The sequence below is a fragment of the Micromonospora sp. NPDC005257 genome (assembly GCF_042872445.1).
Lineage (GTDB): Bacteria > Actinomycetota > Actinomycetes > Mycobacteriales > Micromonosporaceae > Micromonospora.
Genome location: NZ_JBIAKL010000004.1, coordinates 443,709 through 463,792, shown reverse-complemented (window position 1 = coordinate 463,792; position 20,084 = coordinate 443,709). Strand labels below are relative to the sequence as shown.

The following is a 20,084-nucleotide window of genomic DNA, read 5'->3' as shown; positions in this document are numbered from 1 at the left end:
TGTCAACGACACAACACCTACTGACGGGCGGTCCACCCGATGAAACGGTCGAACAGGTCGGCCGGATTCGGGTTGGTGCGAAGCAGGTCGGCGGTGGCGTCGAACAGGCAGCCCGCCATGTGGATCGACAGCGCGACGCGGTCACGCCGGTAGTCCAGCAGCAGCAACAGGCGGGCCGGCTGACACGGCCAGGGGGCCGCGCACACCCGGCACAACCACAACGGCCGCATGGGCACGTGCGGCCGCACGACCCGGCGACCGCGATCGGGTACGGGAGAACAGTTCCGCACGCTCACCCCTCGATCGTGTCGCCTCTTGTTGTCTACGTCAATAGTCTCCGTAGTTGTCGCTGTGTGGCGACGCCGACGCTGCCATCGTCAACGCGTGGAGCTGGTAGGCGTGTCGGAGATCCGGGCGATGCTCGGTAACGTGTCGCGCCAACGCGCGTCAGTGATCGCCAATCAGCGGAACTTCCCGGAGCCGATCGCCGTACTGGCGATGGGCAAGGTCTGGCGGAAGTCGGACGTCGAGAAGTGGATCAGGGAACACCGCCCCGACCTGGCGACGGACTAAGGCCCGGCCCCTCCTCGTCGACCAAGGAGTAGGCGTCCTCACAGGCGCCCCGACAGGACACAAACTCCTTGATCACGCCTGAGGAGGCAGCGGGGACGAGGGCTAGGCGAGGCTCCAGGCGATGCCGTCGAGGATGTCGTGCTCGGAGGCGACCACCGACCGCATACCGGCCCGCTCCATGATGATCCGCAGCACCAGCGCGCCCGCGCCGATCACGTCGGCCCGCCCGGGGTGCATCACCGGGTACGCCAGCCGCTGCTCACTGCTCTTGCCGAGCAGGTCGGCGGTCACCTCGGTCACCTGCTCGTACGAGATGCGGGCGTGGTGGATGCGGCTCGGGTCGTACTCCCGGAGCCCTTCGGCCAGGGCGACCACCGTGGTGACCGAACCGGCGAGCCCGACCAGCGTGGCGGCCTCGCGGCCGGGCACGGCGGCGAGCGCCCGGTCGACGGCCGCCGCGATGTCGGCCTCGGCGGCGGCGATCTCGGCCGCGCCGGGCGGGTCGCCGTGCAGGTGCCGTTCGGTCATCCGGACGCAGCCGATGTCCACCGAGATCGCGCCGCGCACGCCCTCGGCGCGGGTGCCGACGACGAACTCGGTCGAGCCGCCGCCGATGTCGACCACCAGGTACGGCGGCTCGGCGTCGGCGGGCAGGCCGCGCACCGCGCCGGTGAACGACAGCCGCGCCTCCTCGTCGCCGGTCACCACCTCGGGCGGTACACCGAGCGTGCGCTCGACCATGGTCCGGAAGTCGGCGGCGTTCGAGGCGTCGCGGGAGGCCGAGGTGGCGCACATGCGTACCCGCTCGGCGCCGGACTTCTCGATCTCGGCCGCGTAGCCGGCGAGCGCCACCCGGGTCCGCTCGATGGCCTCCGGGGCGAGCATGCCGGTCTGGTCGACGCCCTGCCCCAGCCGGACGATCTCCATCCGCCGGCTGACGTCGCGCAGCGGCGCCGCCTCCCCCGCCGACGGGTCCGGCAGATCGGCGATCAGCAGTCGGATCGAGTTGGTCCCGCAGTCGATGGCGGCCACACGCGCACTCACGGCGCCCACCCTACGGCAGCCCGCGCCCGGTCAGAGGCGCAGCAGCATACGGGTGTTGCCGAGGGTGTTGGGCTTGACCCGTTCCAGGTCCAGGAACTCGGCGACGCCCTCGTCGTACGAGCGCAGCAGCTGCTCGTAGACGGGCTGCGGGACGGGGGCGCCGTCGATCTCGCGGAAGCCGAACGAGCCGAAGAATCCAGTCTCGAACGTGAGCACGAAGATCCGGGCGATGCCCAGCTCGCGCGCCGAGTCGATCAGCTCACCGACGATCCGGTGCCCGATCCGGTGGCCCCGGCAGGACGGGTCGACGGCCACCGTCCGGATCTCGGCCAGGTCCTCCCACATCACGTGCAGCGCGCCGCAGCCGACCACTGTGCCGTCCGGCGTCACCGCGACCCGGAACTCCTGCACGTCCTCGTACAGCGTCACCGTGGCCTTGCTGAGCAGCCGACGATCGTCGGTGTAGGTGTCCACCAGCCGCCGGATCCCGCGCACGTCCGTGGTGCGGGCCCGGCGGACCGTGATCTCGTCGGCGCTCATCTCACTGGACCGCGGGCACGTCCACGCAGGGGCCGGCCGCCCACCACTTCTCCACCAGCGCCAGCGTCTCGTCGCCGAACGGGTTGACCCCCGGCCCGGCGGCGAGCGCGTGCCCGAGGTGCACGTGCAGGCACTTCACCCGCCCCGGCATGCCACCGGCCGAGATGCCGGCGATCTCCGGCACCTCGCCGATCGCCTCCCGGCGGGTCAGGTAGTCCTCGTGCGCCGCCCGGTACCGCGCCGCCAGCTCCGGATCCTCGGCGAGCCGCTCGGCCATCTCCTTCATCAGCCCGGCCGACTCCAGCCGGCTGCACGCCGCCGTGGCACGCGGGCAGGTCAGGTAGAACAGCGTCGGGAACGGCGTGCCGTCGGCCAGCCGGGGCGTCGTCTCCACCACGTCGGGCAGGCCGCACGGGCACCTGTGGGCCACCGCCCGGGTGCCGCGCGGCGGGCGTCCGAGCTGCGCGGCCACCGCGGCCAGGTCGGCCTCGGTGGCCGGCTGGCGCTCCGGCGGGGGTACGGAGTCCGCCGCCGGCTCCTGCGGTGGTACGACGTTCAAGGTTGTGCCTTTCGTGTGGTGCTCACTTGTCCCCGCGATCGGCGTTCGCCGCCTGCACACTCGACCAGAGGGTGTCGTACCAGGGCTCGGGCGGTTTCGGCGCCCCCGGCTTGACGTCCTTGCCGGCGTCCTTCGCGGCGCCCTCCGGGTCGGAGAGCACCACGAGCAGCGTCTCGCCCGGCTTGCCCATGAAGAACCGTTCCCGGGCCTGCGTCTTGACGTACTCCGGGTCCTTCCACTTGGCCGCCTCGGCGGTGAGCCGCTCGATCTCGGCCCGCTGGGAGTCCTGCGCCGCCTCCATCCGCTCGATGTCGGCCTGCTGGTCCAGGTAGACCCGGACCGGATAGGTGTACGCCAGCGCGAGCGCGATCAGCACCGCGAAGAGCACTGTGGCACGCCCGGTGAAGCGCCGGGGTTGGGGTGCGGTGAGCCGCTTGACCGGACCACCGGCGGCGGTGCGCCGGGCCGCGGCGGGGCGGCTCGCGGGGCGTACGCCGTCGGTGGCACGGGACGCGCCGGGTGACCGGCCGGCGGCGCGCGCCTCCGCGCGGACGCCGTTGTCGCGTGCCGTGGACCGGACCCGGGCCCCGCCCGCCCGGCCCGGCTGACCCGGCCGGCGGGCGGGCCGCTGGCCACCCGGTGTGCGGCGCTGCTGCATCGTCACACCCCTCCCCCGGAGCGCTCGCTCAGGCCGAACGGTAGCGCGGGAAGGCGCCCGCGCCGGCGTACCGCGCCGCGTCGGCCAGCTCCTCCTCGATCCGCAGGAGCTGGTTGTACTTGGCCACCCGGTCCGAGCGGGCCGGCGCGCCGGTCTTGATCTGCCCGCAGCCGGTGGCGACGGCCAGGTCGGCGATCGTGGTGTCCTCGGTCTCGCCGGAACGGTGGCTCATCATGCACTTGAAGCCGGCCCGGTGGGCCAGGTCGACGGCGTCGAGCGTCTCGGTGAGCGAGCCGATCTGGTTCACCTTGACCAGCACCGCGTTGGCGGCCCGCTCGGCGATGCCCCGGGCGATGCGCTGCGGGTTGGTCACGAACAGGTCGTCGCCGACGATCTGGATGCGGTCGCCGAGCGCGGCGGTGAGGGTGGCCCAGCCGCTCCAGTCGTCCTCGGCCAGCGGGTCCTCGATCGACACGATCGGGTAGTCACCGGCGAGCTTCGTGTAGTAGTTGCTCATCTCCTCGGCGCTCTTGGCGCTGCCCTCGAACGTGTAGGTGCCGTTGTCGAAGAACTCCGTGGCGGCCACGTCGAGCGCGAAGACGATGTCGGTGCCGAGCCGGTAGCCGGCCTTCTCCACCGCCTCGGCGATCAGGTCCAGCGCGGCGGCGTTGGTGGGCAGGTTCGGGGCGAAGCCGCCCTCGTCACCCAGGCCGGTCGACAGGTCCTTCTTCTTCAGCACCGACTTCAGCGCGTGGTAGACCTCGGCGCCCGAGCGCAGCGCGTCCCGGAACGTCGGCGCGCCGATCGGCGCGATCATGAACTCCTGGACGTCGACGTTCGAGTCCGCGTGCGCGCCACCGTTGAGGATGTTCATCATCGGCACCGGGAGCAGGTGCGCGTTCGGGCCGCCCAGGTAGCGGAACAGGCTCAGCTCGGCGCTGCCGGCGGCGGCCTTGGCCACGGCCAGGGAGACGCCGAGGATGGCGTTCGCGCCCAGCTCGCCCTTGTTGTCCGAGCCGTCGATGTCGATCATCTTCTGGTCGATCAGCCGCTGCTCACTGGCCTCGTAGCCGATGAGCTGGTCGACGATCCGGTCCTCGATGTTGGCGACCGCCTTCTCGACACCCTTGCCCAGGTAACGATCCTTGTCACCGTCGCGCAGCTCGACCGCCTCGAAGGCGCCGGTGGAGGCGCCGGACGGCACCGCGGCACGGGCGATCGTGCCGTCGTCGAGCCCGACCTCGACCTCGACCGTCGGGTTGCCCCGCGAGTCCAGGATCTCCCGGGCGACGATTCCCTCGATGGTTGCCACTGAGTCGCTCCTCGTTTGTGTGGTTCCGGTCCGTATGGGCCGCGACGGTGCGGCTGAGGCAGGTGTTGAACGCAGCGTATCGGTCCCCGCCCCGCCGCACGCCGCTCGGGGCGGCCCCCGGGGCGCCTGCTGAGACGGACATTCCCGGATTACCGGTCGTCAACCGGCAACCGGTTTGCGATACGTTGCGCCGATCGACAAGGCTGGGCATCATGCCTGCCGCCACGACGACTCTCCGCGTGCTCGCCGCCTCGGTCATCGCGTCGCTCTCGGTCACCGGCTGCCAGGCCCTGGACGACGCGAACGTCGCGCTCGGCCGCTCCGACCTGGTAAACGACCTCGCCGCGCGGATGGACCGGGCGCTGGAGCAGACCTGGGCCGCCGACTACCAGATCGACGGCGGCCGGACCGCCTCGATCGCGCAGACCAAGAAGCCGCTGCGCTCCACGTACACCTGGCCGGGCGGCAAGATCACGGTGACGCAGGAGTCGGTGACCCGGTGCGCGAGCACCGCCGCCCGCACCTCCTGCACCGTCACACCCCCGGTGCTCACCGCCGGCAAGCCGTCGGTGGTCGTCTACGACGAGGCGCGCAAGGAGGGCCTGGTCACGCCGCCTGCGGTGATCCGGCTGCTCACCGAGGCGGCGCTCGATCCGCAGGCGGTCATCGAGCAGAGCGACACCACGCTCGCCGGACGCCACGCCACCTGCGTCGACGTCACCCACGACGGGGAGCGCTTCAGCGCCTGCGTGACGACCGAGGGCGTGCTGGGGAGCTTCTCCGGCACGCTCGACGGCAAGCCCGCCGAGGTGACGCTGAGCCGCTACACCGAGAGCGTCGAGGCCGCCGCGTTCGCCGTGCCGGCCGGCGCCGGTGTGGTGGACCGCCGCCCCGCCACGTCGTGACCCCGTCCGGGTTCCGGCCCGTCGCCGACCACGGGCGGCAGCCGCAGCCGCACGACCTGGCGTTGCCGGTCGCCGGCCGGAAGCTGCTGACCGGCCCCGACGACGCGCAGCCGCTACGGGTCGGCGCGCTGCCCGGCGACCTCGCCTGGACACCGGTCGGCACGCTCGACGGCGTACCGGCCTGGGCCGCCGAGGTGACCGATCCGGAGTCGCTGCCCGGCCGGTGGCGCAGCTGGCGTGGCCTCGCCGCCGAGCTACCCGCACCGCAGGCGGACCTTGCCGGGCGGGCGCTCGCCGTGGTCACCTGGCGGCGTACGCACAGGTGGTGCGGCGCGTGCCGGGCCGAGCTGGCCGACGTGCCGGGCGAGATCGCCCGGCGCTGCCCGGAGTGCGGGCTGACCGTGTTCGTGCCGCTGTCCGTCGCGGTGCTGACCGCTGTCACCCGCCCCGGCCCCGCCCATGGCGCCGACGAACTGCTGCTGGTCCGCCACGCGCACGGGCCGACGCAGCTGTGGGCGCTCGTGGCCGGGTTCGTCGAGGCAGGCGAGTCGCTGGAGGCGGCGGTACACCGCGAGGTCGCCGAGGAGGTCGGCTTGACACTTCGGCGACCGGCCTACGTGGACAGCCAGCCGTGGGCGCTGTCCGGGCCGGGCACGCTGCTCGCCGGTTTCACCGCCGAGGTGACCGACCCGGCCGCCGAACCGGCCGCCGACGGCACCGAGCTGACCGAGGCGCGCTGGTTCCCGGTCGACGCGCTGCCCGCCGAGCTGCCGCCCGCGTACTCGCTGTCACGCTGGCTGATCGACGCGGTCGCCGCCGGTTCGTGACCGCCGGCCGGGTTGCCGCCGGAGCGGTGGCCGCCGGAGCGGTGGCCGTCACACCCCCAGCAGCGTCCGCAGGTGGCGCGGCGGCGGGCAGTCGTGCGCCAGCATGGCGTCGTGCCAGTCGCGCAGCGGCATGTCGTCCGGCCGCGCGGCGGCGATGCCGGCCATCTCGCTGTAGCCGACGAAGTATGTGGAGAGCTGCGTCGAGGTGAGCAGCGCCCGCCGCCACTTGCCGGACGCCTCGCCCTCCTCCTGGAAGCCACGCCCGGTCATCAGCGCCATCGCCTCGGACTCGGGCAGGTCGTCGCAGTGCACGAGCTGGTCGAGCAACGCGTTGATGGTCATCCGGAGCTGCATCTTGAGCTGCTGCAACCGCACCGGCAGCCCGCCGAAGCCGAGCCCTGCCATCAGCTCCTCGGCGTAGACCGCCCAGCCCTCGATGAACACGCCCGACTCGGTGAGCGCGCGCACCCGGGTCGGACCGTCGTACCGGCGGGCGTGCGCGAGCTGGAGGAAGTGACCGGGCATCGCCTCGTGCACGGTCAGGTTGCGGATCATGTGGTCGTTGTATTCCCGGTAGAACGACTCGACCCGCTGCGCCGGCCAGTCCGCCGGGGTGGGCGAGATGCAGTAGAACGTCGGCACGTCGGCCGTCTCCAGCGGGCCCGGCGAGTCGCAGTAGGCCACCGCCACGCCGCGCGCGAACTCCGGCATCTCCTGGATGACGCACGGGTCGCCGACCATGCTGACCAGGTCGTGGTGGCGGACGAAGTCACTCGCCTCGTCGAGCGTCACCGAGGCCAGGTCGACGATCGTGGCGTCGTCCGGGTGCTCGGCGGCCAGCAGGTCCAGCGCGCGGCGTACCGTCTCGTCGTCGGCGGGACCACCGACCAACTCGACCGACGCCGCGCGGATCTCCTCGGTGACCCGGTCGAGGTTGGCCCAGGCGCGGCGCTGCACCTCGGCGGCGCTCAGCTCGGTGTCGAGTGTGTGCCACAGCCGCGCCTCCCACCGCCGCCGGCCCAGCCGCGGATCACGCCCCGGGCCGGCGTCGGCGGCCAAGCCCTGCCGCAGCCAGGCCACGAACTCCTCCAGCGCGGCGATCGCCGCGGTGGCCGCCGCGCCGACCCGCTCACGCAGCGCCGGTGCCTCGGCCAGCAGCCCGGGCACCTCGTCGCGGATCAGCGCCGCCGTACCGGTGAACTGCCCGACCGCCGTCTCCGCGTGGACCCGCGGCATGTCCCGCAGCGTCGCGCGCGCTGTCGACAGCGCATCGGGTACGGCCGACAGACGCCCGACGAGACTGGTCAGGCGCTCCTCGGCCGGGGCGAAGGGACGGGCCAGCAGGGCGTGCAGCAGCGGCCCCGGGTTGTGGCGCAGCGGATCCCACTCGTGGCTGCGGATCTCGGTGGCCTCGAACAGGCCCCTGTCGACGAGACTGGTGAGCAGCGCGTGGTCGACGCCCTCCGCCGGGTCGAGCGCGTCCGGGTCGATCTCCGCGAGCGCGTCGGCGGCGTCCTTGAGCATCGCCTGGTCGGCGGCGAGGGCGTCGGCGGAGAGGTTTGGCAGCCGGTCGTCGTAGCGGTGGTCCCCGGCGGAGGTCGCCAGCCCGGGCCGGCTCTCCAGCAACGCCTCCACGATCCGCTCCGCCAGCGGTACGAACGACTCCATCCCTCGACCCTACCGGCGGGCGGACGTTATCGGCGATCTTGCACTTTGCGCCCAGTCGGACGGGACATTTGCGACACCTTCGGGGCCGCAACTGCAAGATCGCGAGGGCTGGTCAGGTGGGGCGCTCGGCGGCTCGGACGGCTTCGGCGTACGCCAGGGCGGCCCGCCGCAGGGCGGCCTCGGGATCGATGCCGGCCTGCCGGGCGGCGGCGACGGCGGCCAGCAGGCTCGCGCCGAGCCGGGCCTCCGGGTCCACCTGCGACTCGGCCAGCGGGGGCGGTACGGCCAGGCCGACCCGGCCGGCCCGGTCCAGGATCTTCGCGGCCAGCGAGAGCGCCGGCTGGCTCAGCGCGATGCCGTCGAGCACCGATTCGCGGGTCTTCTCGGCCCGCTTGATCCGCTCCCAGTTCGCCTCGATCTCCTCGATCGAGCCGGCCGGCTCACCGGAGAAGACGTGCGGGTTGCGCCGCACCATCTTGTCGACCAGAGTGCCCGCCACGTCGTCGACGGTCCAGCTCTTGCCCTCCGGCAGGTCCTCCGCCAGCCGGGCGTGCAGCAGCACCTGGAGCAGCACGTCGCCCAGTTCCTCGCGGAGCGCATCGGTGTCGTCGGCGCTGATCGCGTCGTACGCCTCGTAGCACTCCTCCAGCAGGAAACCGGCCAGGGTGCGGTGGGTCTGTGCCCGCTTCCACGGGTCGCCGCCTGGCGAGGCCAGCCGGTCCATCACCTCGACCGCGTCGAGCAGCCGGGCGCCGGGCGGATCCCACGAGCCGTACATCAGCTCCAGTTCGGCCAGGCCGGGCTCGCGGGCCAGCCTCAGGCCGAGTTCACGGGCCAGTCTCTCGTCGCCGGTCGGGCCGGCCAGCCACACCGCCCCACCGTGCGCCGCCGCGGCGTCGAGCAGTGCCTGGGTCGCACCCTCGGTCACGACGTTCACCTCGGCGCCGGCCATCCGGACGGCCCGGGTCAGCTCGCTCTCCCCGCCGGCGAGGACCGGAGCGGAGCGTACGGCGTCCCAGGCGGCCGAGGTCAGCAGTCCGGCGGGCAGCCGGGGCGAGGTGACGAGCAGGATGATGCGCGCGGTCATGCGGCTCCGGGAGCCGGCGAACCGGAGGCCGGCGCCTCCGGCGTCGAGATGTCGGTGACCGGGCCGTCCTGGTTGACGTACGGCAGGGAGTAGAAGACGAACGACTGGCCGGTGTTCACGAGCGACGGCACGCCGGTCACGCCGAACCGGGGGTTGACGCGGACGTCCGTCTTCTCGGCCTGCTGCTGAAGCGCGTTGCTGAGGGCGGTGGCGGTGCGCACGAACCCGGCCTCGCCGAACGCCTGACGAACCTGGTCGACGCTCAGGCCCGGCTGGATCGCCCCGGCCTTCTCGATGGCTTGGTAGACGGCCATCAGGGACTCGTCGCTGAGGTCGGCCGGGGGCAGGCTCTGCTGGAGCGTGCCGGAGAGGTCGACCCACTCGCCCCACAGCTTCGTGTACTCGGTGGTCGCCGGCATGCGCAGCTCCTGCTGGAGCTGCTCCGGGGAGATCTGGTCGGCGACCTGGAGACCCTTCTCGGCCGCCACGCGCTTGCCCAGGTCGATCGCGACCAGCAGGTTCAGCACGTCCTGCCGGGTCACCGGAGACCGCAGCTCCGCCGGCGACGGCGTCTGCGGCGACTGGCTACGGACGGCGTCCGCGTACTGCCGTTGCGCGTCCTCGTAGATCGCGTCGACCCGGTCGACCGAGTACCGGTTGTCGCCGACGTATGCGGCGACGTCCGGGGCGGAACGGCCACAGGCGGCGAGAGAGAGCGCGGCGAGGACCGCGACGCTGACGGCGACGAGGGAACGGCGAGCACGCATGAGGGTCACTCTCTCACGCCCCGTACCGGCCTGTGACTCCACCCACCTCATCCCGCACCCGCCACGGAACCTGCGGGGCTGGCAGAACCGGCCAGCTCCTCGGGCTTGCCGAGGACGTCTGCCAGGAGCTGCCCGCACCACTCCAGCAGCGCCTGGTCGCGCAGCGGCTCGCCGCCGATCCGCCGGGTGCTCGGCCGGGGCACGCTGACCTGGTCGAGCGCCTGCTTGTAGACCGAGTCCGGGTGGTAGCGCTTGAGCCGCATCTGCTTCGAGTCGGGCAGCGGCAACGGGCCGAACCGGATGTGCTTGCCCTGCATCGACACGTCGGTCAGCCCGTAGCGGCGGGCCAGCAGCCGGAACCGCGCCACCGCGACCAGGTTCTGCACCGGCGCGGGCGGCTCGCCGTACCGGTCGGTCATCTCGGCGACCACCTCGCGCAGCCGTTCGGAGTCTCGCGCCTCGGCGAGCTTGCGGTACATCTCCAGGCGCAGCCGCTCCACCGCCACGTAGTCGTGCGGGAGGTGCGCGTCGATCGGCAGGTCGACCTTGACCTCCGTCTCCTCCTCGGTGCTCTCGCCCTTGAAGGCGGACACCGCCTCGCCGACCATCCGGACGTAGAGGTCGAAGCCGACGCCCTCGATGTGGCCGGACTGCTCGCCGCCGAGCAGGTTGCCGGCGCCCCGGATCTCCAGGTCCTTCATCGCCACGTACATGCCCGCACCGAGTTCGGTGTGCTGGGCGATGGTGGCCAGCCGCTCGTGTGCGTTCTCGGTGAGCGGCTTCTCCGGCGGGTAGAGGAAGTAGGCGTACGCACGCTCCCGGCCCCGGCCGACCCGGCCGCGGATCTGGTGCAGCTGGGCCAGGCCGAGCAGGTCGGCCCGCTCCACGATGAGCGTGTTGGCGTTCGGGATGTCGATGCCGGACTCGACGATGGTGGTGCAGACCAGGACGTCGAACTCCTTCTCCCAGAAGCCGACCATCACCTTCTCCAGCGCGTCCTCGCCCATCTGGCCGTGCGCCACCGCGACCCGGGCCTCCGGCACCAGCTCCCGCAGCTTGCGGGCCGTCTTCTCGATCGACTCGACCCGGTTGTGCAGGTAGAAGACCTGACCGTCGCGCAGCAGCTCACGGTGGATGGACGCGGCCACCTGCCGGTCGTCGTACGCGCCGACGAACGTGAGCACCGGGTGCCGCTCCTCCGGCGGGGTGGCGATGGTGGACATCTCCCGGATGCCGGTGATCGCCATCTCCAGTGTGCGCGGGATCGGGGTGGCCGACATGGCGAGCACGTCGACCGAGGCGCGCAGCGTCTTCAGGTGCTCCTTGTGCTCGACGCCGAACCGCTGCTCCTCGTCGATGATCACCAGTCCGAGCGACTTGAACCGGGTGGACGCCTGGAGCAGCCGGTGGGTGCCGATGACGATGTCCACGGTGCCGGCAGCGGCCATCTCCAGCGTCTGCTCGGTCTCCTTCGGCGTCTGGAACCGGGACAACTGCCGGATCGACACCGGGAACTGGCTCATCCGCTCGGCGAACGTGTTGTAGTGCTGCTGCACCAGCAGCGTGGTCGGCACCAGCACGGCCACCTGCTTGCCGTCCTGCACCGCCTTGAACGCCGCCCGTACCGCGATCTCGGTCTTGCCGTAGCCGACGTCGCCGCAGATCAGCCGGTCCATCGGGACGGTCTGTTCCATGTCCCGCTTGACCTCCTCGATGGCGGCCAGCTGGTCGGGCGTCTCCTGCCAGGGGAACGCGTCCTCCAGCTCCCGCTGCCACGGGGTGTCGGGGCCGAAATTGTGCCCCTTGGACGCCTTGCGCGCCGCGTAGAGCTGGATGAGCTGCGCGGCGATCTCGCGTACCGCCTTGCGGGCCCGTGCCTTGGACTTCTGCCAGTCCGAGCCGCCCATCTTGTGCAGCGTGGGCTGCTCGCCGCCGACGTAGCGGGAGAGCTGATCGAGCTGGTCGGTGGGGACGAAGAGACGGTCGCCGGGCTGGCCGCGCTTGCTCGGCGCGTACTCGATGACCAGGTATTCGCGGCTCGCGCCGTTGACGGTGCGCTGCACCAGCTCGACGTACCGGCCGATGCCGTGCTGCTCGTGCACCACGAAGTCGCCGGCCTTCAGCTCCAGAGGGTCGATGGTGTTGCGCCGCCGGCTGGGCATCTTGCGCATGTCGCGGGTGGACGTGCCCCGGCCGCCGGTGACGTCGTTGCCGGTGAGCAGCACGAACTTCGACGCCTCGTCGACGAACCCGGCGGTCAGGCAGCCGCAGGACACCAGCAGCTCACCCGGCGCGGGCGCGGTCGGCACCTCCTCGGTGAGCCGGGCGCCGAGACCGGCGTCGCGCAGCACCTCGACGGCCCGCTGGGCGGGGCCGTGCCCCTCGAACACGAGCGCGATCGACCAGCCCTCGCCGGCCCAGCGCAACAGGTCGTCGACCACCCGGGCGGTCTCGCCGTGGTAGAGCGGGGCCGGCTGGGCGGCCAGGCTCACCGCGATGGCGTCGTCGGGCGTGACGTCGACAGCGGCCGGCTCGTCCTCCCAGGGCTGCCGGGCCGGTGCCGCGTCCGCCTCGACCAGGCCGAACGGGGCGAGCGTCCACCAGGGCTGGCGCAGGGCCCGGGCCGCCGCGCGTACCTCGGCCAAGGTCTTGAAGGCGGCGGCGCCGAGGTCGACCGGGGCCTGGCCGCCGACGGCGGCCGCGGCCCAGCTGGCCTGAAGGAACTCCTCCGAGGTACGGACCAGGTCGTGCGCGCGGGTGCGGATGCGCTCCGGGTCGCAGAGGAGTACGTGGGTGCCGGCCGGCATGCAGTCCACGAGGAGTTCCAGCGCGTCCGCGCCGATCAGCGCCGGGGCCAGCGACTCCATGCCCTCGACCGGGATGCCCTCGGCCAGCTTGTCCAGGATCTCGGCCAGTTCGGGGTGCTCGGCGGCGAGCGCGGCAGCCCGCTCCCGCACCGCCGGGGTCAGCAGCAGCTCCCGGCACGGCGGCGCCCAGAGCAGCGCGACGCCTTCGATGGTGCGCTGGTCGGCGACCGCGAACGTGCGGATCTCCTCCACCTCGTCGCCCCAGAACTCGACCCGGGACGGGTGCTCGTCGGTGGGCGGGAAGATGTCCAGGATGCCGCCGCGTACGGCGAACTCGCCGCGCTTGGTGACCAGGTCGACCCGGGCGTACGCCATGTCGGTGAGCCGGCGGGCGACCTCCTCCAGATCGGCCTCGTCGCCTGCGGCGAGCCGCAACGGCTCCAGGTCGCCGAGGCCCTTGAGCTGTGGCTGGAGCAGCGAGCGGACCGGCGCGACGACCACTCGCAGCGGCCCGGTGCGGCCGTACGCGTCGGCGGCGTCCGGGTGGGCGAGTCGGCGCAGCACGGCAAGGCGCCGCCCGACCGTGTCGGAGCGGGGCGACAGCCGCTCGTGCGGCAGCGTCTCCCAGGACGGGAAGACCGCCACCTGCTCCGGCGGCAGCAGGCTGCCCAGCGCGGAGGCCAGGTCGTCGGCCTCACGGGTGGTGGCGGTGACCGCGAGCACCGGGCGGCCCGCGCCGCCGGCCGGTTCGTCGGCGGCGACCGCGGCCACCGCGAACGGGCGCAGCGCGGCCGGGGCGGTCAGGTCGAGCCCGTCGACCTGCGCGGCACCGGAGCGCGCCAGGTCACGCGCCCGGGCCAGCCCCGGGTCGGCCAGGGCGGCGGAGAAGAGTCCGGTGAGCATCAGTGATCACTTCCAGCGGCTTCGACACACGACGACGACCCCGCGTCCAGCCGGACGGGGGGTGCACGGTTCGAGCCTATCCCCCTCCCCCGACGTTCCGGGGCCGCCCGGCTTGCGGATCTTGACGCTGCGCCACGGCACGTGATGCGGTGGGCGGATGGTCGAGTATCGGGCGGTCTTCGACGCCGAGGTGGACTTCGCAAACGGTGGTGGCCTGCGCACGGACGGGTTCCGGCTGGACGTGCCGCACCCGGATGTCACAGACGACGAGGTGGCCGCGCTGCTGGTCCGGCACCTCGGGCTGCTCATGGTCGGCGAGGTACGGATCACCAACCGGACCGTCGTCGAGGAGCCGCACAAGGGCGGACGCGGGGTGACCGCAGCGGCCACCGGCGGCGGGCGGCGGCTGGTCGAGTTGAGCCACGTGGTCACCGACGGCATGGTCACGCTGCCTGGTTGGCCCGGCCCGGCGATCAGCGAGTGGCTGACCCGGGAGGCGTCCCGGGGGCGGTACGCGCCGGGGGTCGAGTTCCAGGTCGGTCGGATCGACATGATCGCCAACACCGGCACGTACGTGGACACGCCGTCGCACCGCTTCGCCGACGGGCCGGACCTCACCGGGGTGCCGCTGGACCGCCTCGCCGACCTGCCCGGCCTGGTGGTACGCGTGCCGGCCGGTACGCGGGCGGTGGACCGGCTGCTGCTCGCCCCGTACGACGTGGCCGGGTGCGCGGTGCTGCTGCACACCGGCTGGGACGCGCACTTCGGCACCGACGGGTACGCCGGACCGGACGCGCCCTACCTGACCGGCGACGGCGCGCGGTGGCTGGCGTCGGCGGGCGCGGCGCTGGTCGGCATCGACTCGATCAACATCGACGACATGACCCCGGCGGCGGCCGGTCAGCGCCCGGCGCACACCGGCCTGCTGGCCGCCGGGGTGCCGATCGTCGAGCACCTGACCGGCCTGGAGGAGCTGCCACCGAGCGGTTTCCGGTTCACCGCCGCCCCGCCGCGGGTGGCCGGCATGGGCACGTTCCCGGTCCGCGCCTTCGCCGTCGTGTGATCCTCGCCGAGGCGCAGTAGATCTCTCCGCCCACCCGACCGCCGCCAGCAACGAGTGGAACGCCATGGGTGCCAAGACGGGCCCGGGACACCCATGGCGTTCCACTGACCGGCACTTCGATGCGTGAGTGGAACGGCATGGGCGTCAAACGGGGACGTAGACACCCATGCCGTTCCACCGAGCCGGCGAGCGGCGGGCTCAGTAGCGCACGGCGATGCGGCGCTCGATCGCGTCGACGCGGATCTCGCCGCCGTACGGGATGATCAGCTGCGGGTCGGTGTGGCCCAGGTCGACGTCGAAGACCACCACCGGGTCGTCGGTGTAGGGGACGAGCGCCCGCAGGATCGCCGCCCGCTGGTCGGCGGCCCACGCCATGCGCTCCGCGACGGTGTGCGGCCGGTCGAAGTCCCACGCCTTCGGGCGGCCCACCACGATCGCCGGGACGGCGGCGAGCAGACCGCGCTCGCCCATGTTCCGCACGATCCGGAAGACCTCCTGCGCGGGCGGCAGCTCGTTGGACGTCTCCAGCACCAGCACCGACCCGGCCAGTTCGGCGGCCGACGGAATCCGGCCGGTGGCCATCAGCCAGTGCACGATCTCCAGGCAGCCGCCCCACGTGCGGCCCTGCACGACCCGGGCCGGGCCGTGCCAGCGCCAGCCCTCGGACGGGTACATCGGCGGCTCCTCGGCGAGCGTGGCCGGGTCGCGCCAGTCGCTCGGCTCGTCGCCCCACTCGGAGGCGGGGGTCAGCTCGTACCAGCCGGAGGTGAACAGCGCGGCGCGCAGCGAGTCGAGCGTGAGCGGGTGCGGCTTGCCGGAGCGCCCGAGGTGCACCAGCACGGACCCGCCGTGGTAGCCGACCACGCCCAGCCGGTACAGGTGGTTGAGCACGTTGGTGTTGTCCGAGTAGCCGAAGTAGGGCTTCGGGTTGGCCCGCAGCACGTCGTCGTTCAGGTGCGGGGTGACGGTGATCAGGTCGTCCCCGCCGACGGTGGCCAGCACGGCGGTGATCGTCGGGTCGGCGACCGCGGCCGTCAGGTCACGTGCCCGGTCGCGCGGGTCGGCGCCCATGACGCGGGTGGTCGGGTACTCCACCGGTTCCAGCCCCAGCTCGTCGCGGAGCCGGCGCAGCCCCAGCTCGTACACGTGGGGGAAGAGACCCGGCAGGCCGGCGGAGGGTGAGACGACCGCGACGCGGTCGCCCGGCTTCGGTTTGGGGGGATAGATGGGCGCCTGCATGCCCCGACGCTATCGGCCCGGGCCAGCGGTTTTCGCTCGACGAAAGCCCACGAGCCGGGCATATGGCCGCAATAGGCTGAGCGCGTGGAGGACGAGCCGGAGCTGCGTAGCGCCCGCACCGACACCGACCTGTTCAAATCGGCCATCTACTTCGACTGGCGCGGCGGCGGCTGGGCGCTGACCGGCCTGCTGATCTGGGTGGCCACCGGCCTGGCCGGGCTGCTCACCGCGACCAGGTTCCACGCCCGGCCGCGCCCGGAGCCGGGTCGGTACGCCGTCGACCGGGGCTGACCGGCGGGCCGTCCCAGAGTGCAGATCATCACGCCGTCCCCCTCCTGTCCACCGGGGGTACGCGGATACGATCCAGAGGAGTCGGACAGCGCTGTCCTTCGTCCTCGCGTAAGGAGCGCAACCGTGACCGACCAGCACGACCACGACGGCCCCGACGCCGCTCTCCGGGCCGACATCCGCCGCCTCGGCACGCTGCTCGGGCAGACCCTGGCCCGCCAGGAGGGCCGTCCGCTGCTCGACCTGGTCGAGGAGATCCGCGCCCAGGTCCGCTCCGACGCGCCGGCCGCGGCCCAGCGCCTCGCCGGGCTCGACGTCACCACCGGCACGAAGCTGGCCCGTGCCTTCTCCACCTACTTCCACCTGGCGAACATCACCGAGCAGGTGCACCGCGCCCGGGACCTGCGCCGTCGCCGCGCCACGCACGGCGGCTGGCTGGACCAGGCGGCCAAGATGATCGCCGAGCGGGGCGTACCGGCCGAGGAGATCGCCGCGGCGGCCCGGCGGCTTGCCGTACGCCCGGTCTTCACCGCCCACCCGACCGAGGCGGCCCGCCGGTCCATCCTGTCCAAGCTGCGCGCGGTCGCCGACGAGCTGGACACCGAGACCGCTAACGCGATCCTCTACGGCGCCAGCGACGAGGGCCCGGCGAACCGCCGCCTGGCCGAACTGCTCGATCTCATGTGGCAGACCGACGAGCTGCGGCTGGACCGGCCGGACCCGACCGACGAGGCGCGCAACGCCATCTACTACCTGCGGGACCTGTACGCCGAGGCCGCGCCCCAGGTCCTCGACGACCTCGCCGACACGCTGCGCACGCTCGGCGTGGAGACGTCGCCGACGTCCCGCCCGCTGAGCTTCGGCACCTGGATCGGCGGCGACCGCGACGGCAACCCGTTCGTCACGCCGGTGGTCACCCGCGAGGTGCTGCGCATCCAGCACGAGCACGGCATCGCCGCCACCGAGAAGGCGATGGACGAGCTGATCACCGAGGTCAGCGTCTCCCGGCGGCTGCGCGCGGTGTCGCTGGACCTGTCCGCCAGCCTGGCCAAGGACCTGGACGCGCTGCCCGAGGTGGCGCCCCGGTTCCGCCGGGTGAACGCGGAGGAGCCGTACCGGCTCAAGGCGCGGTGCGTGAAGGCGAAGCTCGCCAACACGCGCGAGCGGCTGCGCGCCGACACCCCGCACGTACCGGGACGCGACTACCGGGGCTCGGCCGAGCTGATCGCCGACCTGGAGCTGCTGCGCGCGTCGCTGGCCCGAAACTCCGGTCAGCTCACCGCCGTGGGGCGGCTGGCCTCGACCATCCGTACGGTGTCCGCGTTCGGCCTGCACCTGGCCACCATGGACATCCGGGAGCACGCCGAGAAGCACCACGAGGTGCTGACCCAGCTCTACGAGGCCGTCGGCGAGGTGCCCGACTACCCGGCGTTGTCCCGGCTGGAGCGCACCAAGCTGCTCGCCGACGAGCTCACCGGCCGCCGTCCGCTCTCCACCCAGGACAGCCCGCTCACCGAGTCGGCCCGCAAGACGTTCGACGTGTTCGCGGCGATCCGCGAGGCACAGGACCGGTTCGGCCCCGAGGTCATCGAGTCGTACATCATCTCGATGACGCTCGGCGTGGACGACGTGCTCGCCGCAGTGGTGCTGGCCCGCGAGGCCGGCCTGGTGGACGTGCACTCCGGGCGTGCCCGCATCGGCATCGTGCCGCTGCTGGAGACCCCGGCCGAGCTGAACGCCGGTGGCGAGCTGCTGGACGAGCTGCTGTCGCTGCCCGCGTACCGGGCGCTGGTGGCGGCGCGGGGCGATGTGCAGGAGGTGATGCTCGGCTACTCCGACTCCAACAAGGAGGCGGGCATCACCACCAGCCAGTGGTCGATCCACCGGGCGCAGCGCGCGCTGCGGGACGTGGCCGCGCGGCACGGCGTGCACCTGCGGTTGTTCCACGGCCGGGGCGGCACCGTCGGCCGGGGCGGCGGCCCCACGCACGACGCGATCCTGGCCCAGCCGTACGGCACGCTGGACGGCGCGATCAAGGTGACCGAGCAGGGCGAGGTCATCTCCGACAAGTACACGCTGCCGGCGCTGGCCCGGGAGAACCTGGAACTGACGGTGGCCGCGGTGCTCCAGGCCACGCTGCTGCACACCGCGCCCCGGCAGCCGGCCGAGATGCTGGAGCGCTGGGACGCGGCCATGGACGTGGTGTCGGAGTCGGCGTTCCGGTCGTACCGGTCGCTGGTCGAGGACCCGGACCTGCCCGCGTACTTCTGGGCCTCCACCCCGACCGAGTTGCTCGGCGCGCTCAACATCGGCTCCCGGCCGGCGAAGCGCCCGAACACCGGCGCCGGCCTGTCCGGCCTGCGGGCCATCCCGTGGGTGTTCGGCTGGACGCAGACCCGGCAGATCGTGCCGGGCTGGTTCGGCGTGGGCTCCGGGCTGGCCGCCGCGCGGAGGGCCGGACTGGCCGACGTGCTCGCCGAGATGAACCGCAACTGGCACTTCTTCCGCACGTTCCTGTCGAACGTCGAGATGATGCTGACCAAGACCGACCTGACGATCGCCCGACGGTACGTGGAGACGCTGGTGCCGAAGAAGCTGCACCCGATCTTCGACAAGATCGAGCAGGAGTACGAGCTGACCAAGCAGGAGGTGCTGGCGGTCACCGCGTCACCGGCGCTGCTCGACAACTCCCCGGTGCTCCAGCGCACGCTCGCCGTGCGGGACACCTACCTGGAGCCGCTGCACCACCTGCAGGTGGCGTTGCTGCGGCAGTACCGCGAGTCCGGCGCGGCCGGGCGGGCGGTGGCGACCGCGCCGGGTGGGCGACGCGCCCCGAACGACGGTACGGCCCTGGAGCGGGCGCTGCTGACCACCGTCAACGGCATCGCCGCCGGCATGCGCAACACGGGCTGATCTGTAAGGAAGGGCCCCCTCTTAACGCCTCGTGCATAAGAGGGGGCCCTTCTTAACGCGTGCGCCGAGCGCGCCGCCAGCAGCGCGTCCGAGGCGCGGCGTCCGAGGCGCGGCGGCGTCGGCTAGAAGTCGCCGCCGCCGAAGTCGCCGCCGCCGAAGCCACCGAAGTCGCCGCCGCCGCCGAAGTCGCCTCCGGCGTAGTCGCCACCGCCGCCCATGTCGCCACCGCCCGCGTCGCCGCCCTGGTCGCCGAAGTCCTGGCCGTCGCCGAAGCCCTCCTGGTAGCCGGCGTCGTAGCCGGGATCGGCGAACGCGGGCGAGAACAGCGCGTCCGCGATCAGCATGCCGCCGACCACGCCGACACCCGCGCCGAGCGCGGTCTTCCACCACGGCGTGGAGTACCAGCCGGCCGGAACCGGCCGCCCCTGGAACCGCCCACCGGGGTAGTAGTAGGGCGTCGCGTTCCCCGGCTGCGGGCCGGCCCGGAACGTCTGCCCCTGCACGTCGACCTGGCGTTCCTTGGTGAGCGCGCCGGCGCCCTGGGCGGAGGCCAGCGGCGGCAGCTCCGGGCCCGGGTCGATGCCCATCGCGGTCCGCGCCGCCCGGATGTACGCCAGCCCTTCCAGCGCGGTCTCCCGGGCCAGCCCGAACTGGCGCGGCGTGCTCGCCTGCTCCAGCTGTGAACCGGCAGCGTTGTACCGCTCACCGGCGTCGGCGAGCGCCTGCCGGACCGCCGGGGCGTCGCCGTGCAGGTTCATGAGCTGGCCGCCGAGCCGCTCGTACCAGCGCTGCGCCTCGGCGCGGGCGTCGGCCAGCTCGTTCGCCCGCCGCGACCTGCTCCCCCGTCTCCAGAACACGAACGCACCTCCGAGCAGCAGGATCAGGACCAGCCACAACGCGAACTCCATGACTCAAACGTACCCACCGGGCG

18 protein-coding genes are annotated in these 20,084 nt (G+C 72.8%); 6 read left to right on the top strand and 12 right to left on the bottom strand.

Features of this window, described 5'->3' with window-relative positions:
* Positions 1 to 17: 17 nt before the first annotated feature.
* On the bottom strand, positions 18 to 206 hold the full coding sequence (locus tag ACFYO8_RS12010; protein WP_355047172.1) for a hypothetical protein: 189 nt from the start codon (positions 204 to 206) through the stop codon (positions 18 to 20).
* 178 nt (positions 207 to 384) lie between these two features.
* Here ACFYO8_RS12010 and ACFYO8_RS12005 point away from each other — a divergent pair, with 178 nt between their 5' ends.
* On the top strand, positions 385 to 573 hold the full coding sequence (locus ACFYO8_RS12005) for a hypothetical protein (protein WP_176921700.1): 189 nt from the start codon (positions 385 to 387) through the stop codon (positions 571 to 573).
* Between the two features lie 102 nt (positions 574 to 675).
* Here the strand turns inward: ACFYO8_RS12005 and ACFYO8_RS12000 are convergent, their stop codons facing one another.
* Genes ACFYO8_RS12000 through eno form a run of 5 tightly spaced genes read right to left on the bottom strand, consistent with a single transcriptional unit; the run spans position 676 to position 4,686 of the window.
* Entirely contained in the window at positions 676 to 1,605 is a 930-nt protein-coding gene (locus ACFYO8_RS12000; RefSeq protein ID WP_355047185.1) for a Ppx/GppA phosphatase family protein, read from the bottom strand.
* 42 nt (positions 1,606 to 1,647) lie between these two features.
* Positions 1,648 to 2,157, bottom strand: coding sequence for an amino-acid N-acetyltransferase (locus ACFYO8_RS11995; RefSeq protein WP_354864926.1), 510 nt, complete (start codon positions 2,155 to 2,157; stop codon positions 1,648 to 1,650).
* 1 nt (position 2,158) lies between these two features.
* Positions 2,159 to 2,716 (bottom strand): DUF501 domain-containing protein, encoded by a 558-nt coding sequence (locus ACFYO8_RS11990; protein WP_151011594.1) that lies wholly within the window; start codon positions 2,714 to 2,716, stop codon positions 2,159 to 2,161.
* 22 nt (positions 2,717 to 2,738) lie between these two features.
* Complete coding sequence (locus ACFYO8_RS11985; protein ID WP_354865282.1) at positions 2,739 to 3,374, bottom strand: septum formation initiator family protein; 636 nt, start codon at positions 3,372 to 3,374, stop codon at positions 2,739 to 2,741.
* A gap of 28 nt (positions 3,375 to 3,402) precedes the next feature.
* Complete coding sequence (gene eno / locus ACFYO8_RS11980; RefSeq protein ID WP_354864924.1) at positions 3,403 to 4,686, bottom strand: phosphopyruvate hydratase; 1,284 nt, start codon at positions 4,684 to 4,686, stop codon at positions 3,403 to 3,405.
* Between the two features lie 212 nt (positions 4,687 to 4,898).
* Here eno and ACFYO8_RS11975 point away from each other — a divergent pair, with 212 nt between their 5' ends.
* On the top strand, positions 4,899 to 5,591 hold the full coding sequence (locus ACFYO8_RS11975; protein ID WP_354864922.1) for a hypothetical protein: 693 nt from the start codon (positions 4,899 to 4,901) through the stop codon (positions 5,589 to 5,591).
* Positions 5,588 to 6,418, top strand: coding sequence for an NUDIX domain-containing protein (locus ACFYO8_RS11970; protein WP_354864920.1), 831 nt, complete (start codon positions 5,588 to 5,590; stop codon positions 6,416 to 6,418). Before ACFYO8_RS11975 ends, ACFYO8_RS11970 begins: the two co-directional genes overlap by 4 nt.
* Positions 6,419 to 6,466: 48 nt before the next feature.
* On the opposite strand, the gene ACFYO8_RS11965 is transcribed toward ACFYO8_RS11970, so the two are convergent.
* The 4 genes from ACFYO8_RS11965 to mfd all read right to left on the bottom strand — a co-directional run bounded on the left by ACFYO8_RS11965 (position 6,467) and on the right by mfd (position 13,650).
* Complete coding sequence (locus tag ACFYO8_RS11965) at positions 6,467 to 8,086, bottom strand: DUF885 domain-containing protein (RefSeq protein WP_355014904.1); 1,620 nt, start codon at positions 8,084 to 8,086, stop codon at positions 6,467 to 6,469.
* Positions 8,087 to 8,198: 112 nt separating this feature from the next.
* Entirely contained in the window at positions 8,199 to 9,173 is a 975-nt protein-coding gene (locus ACFYO8_RS11960; RefSeq protein ID WP_355014903.1) for a nucleoside triphosphate pyrophosphohydrolase, read from the bottom strand.
* Positions 9,170 to 9,940: a hypothetical protein gene (locus tag ACFYO8_RS11955; RefSeq protein WP_354864914.1), complete on the bottom strand. Its 771-nt coding sequence runs from the start codon at positions 9,938 to 9,940 to the stop codon at positions 9,170 to 9,172. The genes ACFYO8_RS11960 and ACFYO8_RS11955 overlap by 4 nt, the downstream gene beginning before the upstream one ends.
* A 47-nt stretch (positions 9,941 to 9,987) precedes the next feature.
* A complete protein-coding gene (mfd, locus tag ACFYO8_RS11950; RefSeq protein ID WP_355047173.1) occupies positions 9,988 to 13,650 on the bottom strand; it encodes a transcription-repair coupling factor in 3,663 nt (1,220 codons plus the stop codon).
* Positions 13,651 to 13,807: 157 nt separating this feature from the next.
* Between mfd and ACFYO8_RS11945 the strand changes: the two genes are divergently transcribed.
* A complete protein-coding gene (locus ACFYO8_RS11945; RefSeq protein ID WP_355047174.1) occupies positions 13,808 to 14,713 on the top strand; it encodes a cyclase family protein in 906 nt (301 codons plus the stop codon).
* A gap of 198 nt (positions 14,714 to 14,911) precedes the next feature.
* Here ACFYO8_RS11945 and ACFYO8_RS11940 read toward each other — a convergent pair whose 3' ends face one another.
* The gene (locus tag ACFYO8_RS11940; protein WP_355047175.1) at positions 14,912 to 15,952 is read right to left on the bottom strand and encodes a S66 peptidase family protein; all 1,041 of its coding nucleotides are present in this window, start codon (positions 15,950 to 15,952) and stop codon (positions 14,912 to 14,914) included.
* A gap of 84 nt (positions 15,953 to 16,036) precedes the next feature.
* Between ACFYO8_RS11940 and ACFYO8_RS11935 the strand changes: the two genes are divergently transcribed.
* On the top strand, positions 16,037 to 16,243 hold the full coding sequence (locus ACFYO8_RS11935) for a hypothetical protein (RefSeq protein ID WP_355047176.1): 207 nt from the start codon (positions 16,037 to 16,039) through the stop codon (positions 16,241 to 16,243).
* A gap of 123 nt (positions 16,244 to 16,366) precedes the next feature.
* The gene (ppc, locus tag ACFYO8_RS11930; RefSeq protein WP_354864904.1) at positions 16,367 to 19,153 is read left to right on the top strand and encodes a phosphoenolpyruvate carboxylase; all 2,787 of its coding nucleotides are present in this window, start codon (positions 16,367 to 16,369) and stop codon (positions 19,151 to 19,153) included.
* 122 nt (positions 19,154 to 19,275) lie between these two features.
* Here ppc and ACFYO8_RS11925 read toward each other — a convergent pair whose 3' ends face one another.
* Entirely contained in the window at positions 19,276 to 20,061 is a 786-nt protein-coding gene (locus ACFYO8_RS11925) for a hypothetical protein (protein WP_354864902.1), read from the bottom strand.
* Between the last annotated feature and the right edge of the window lie 23 nt (positions 20,062 to 20,084).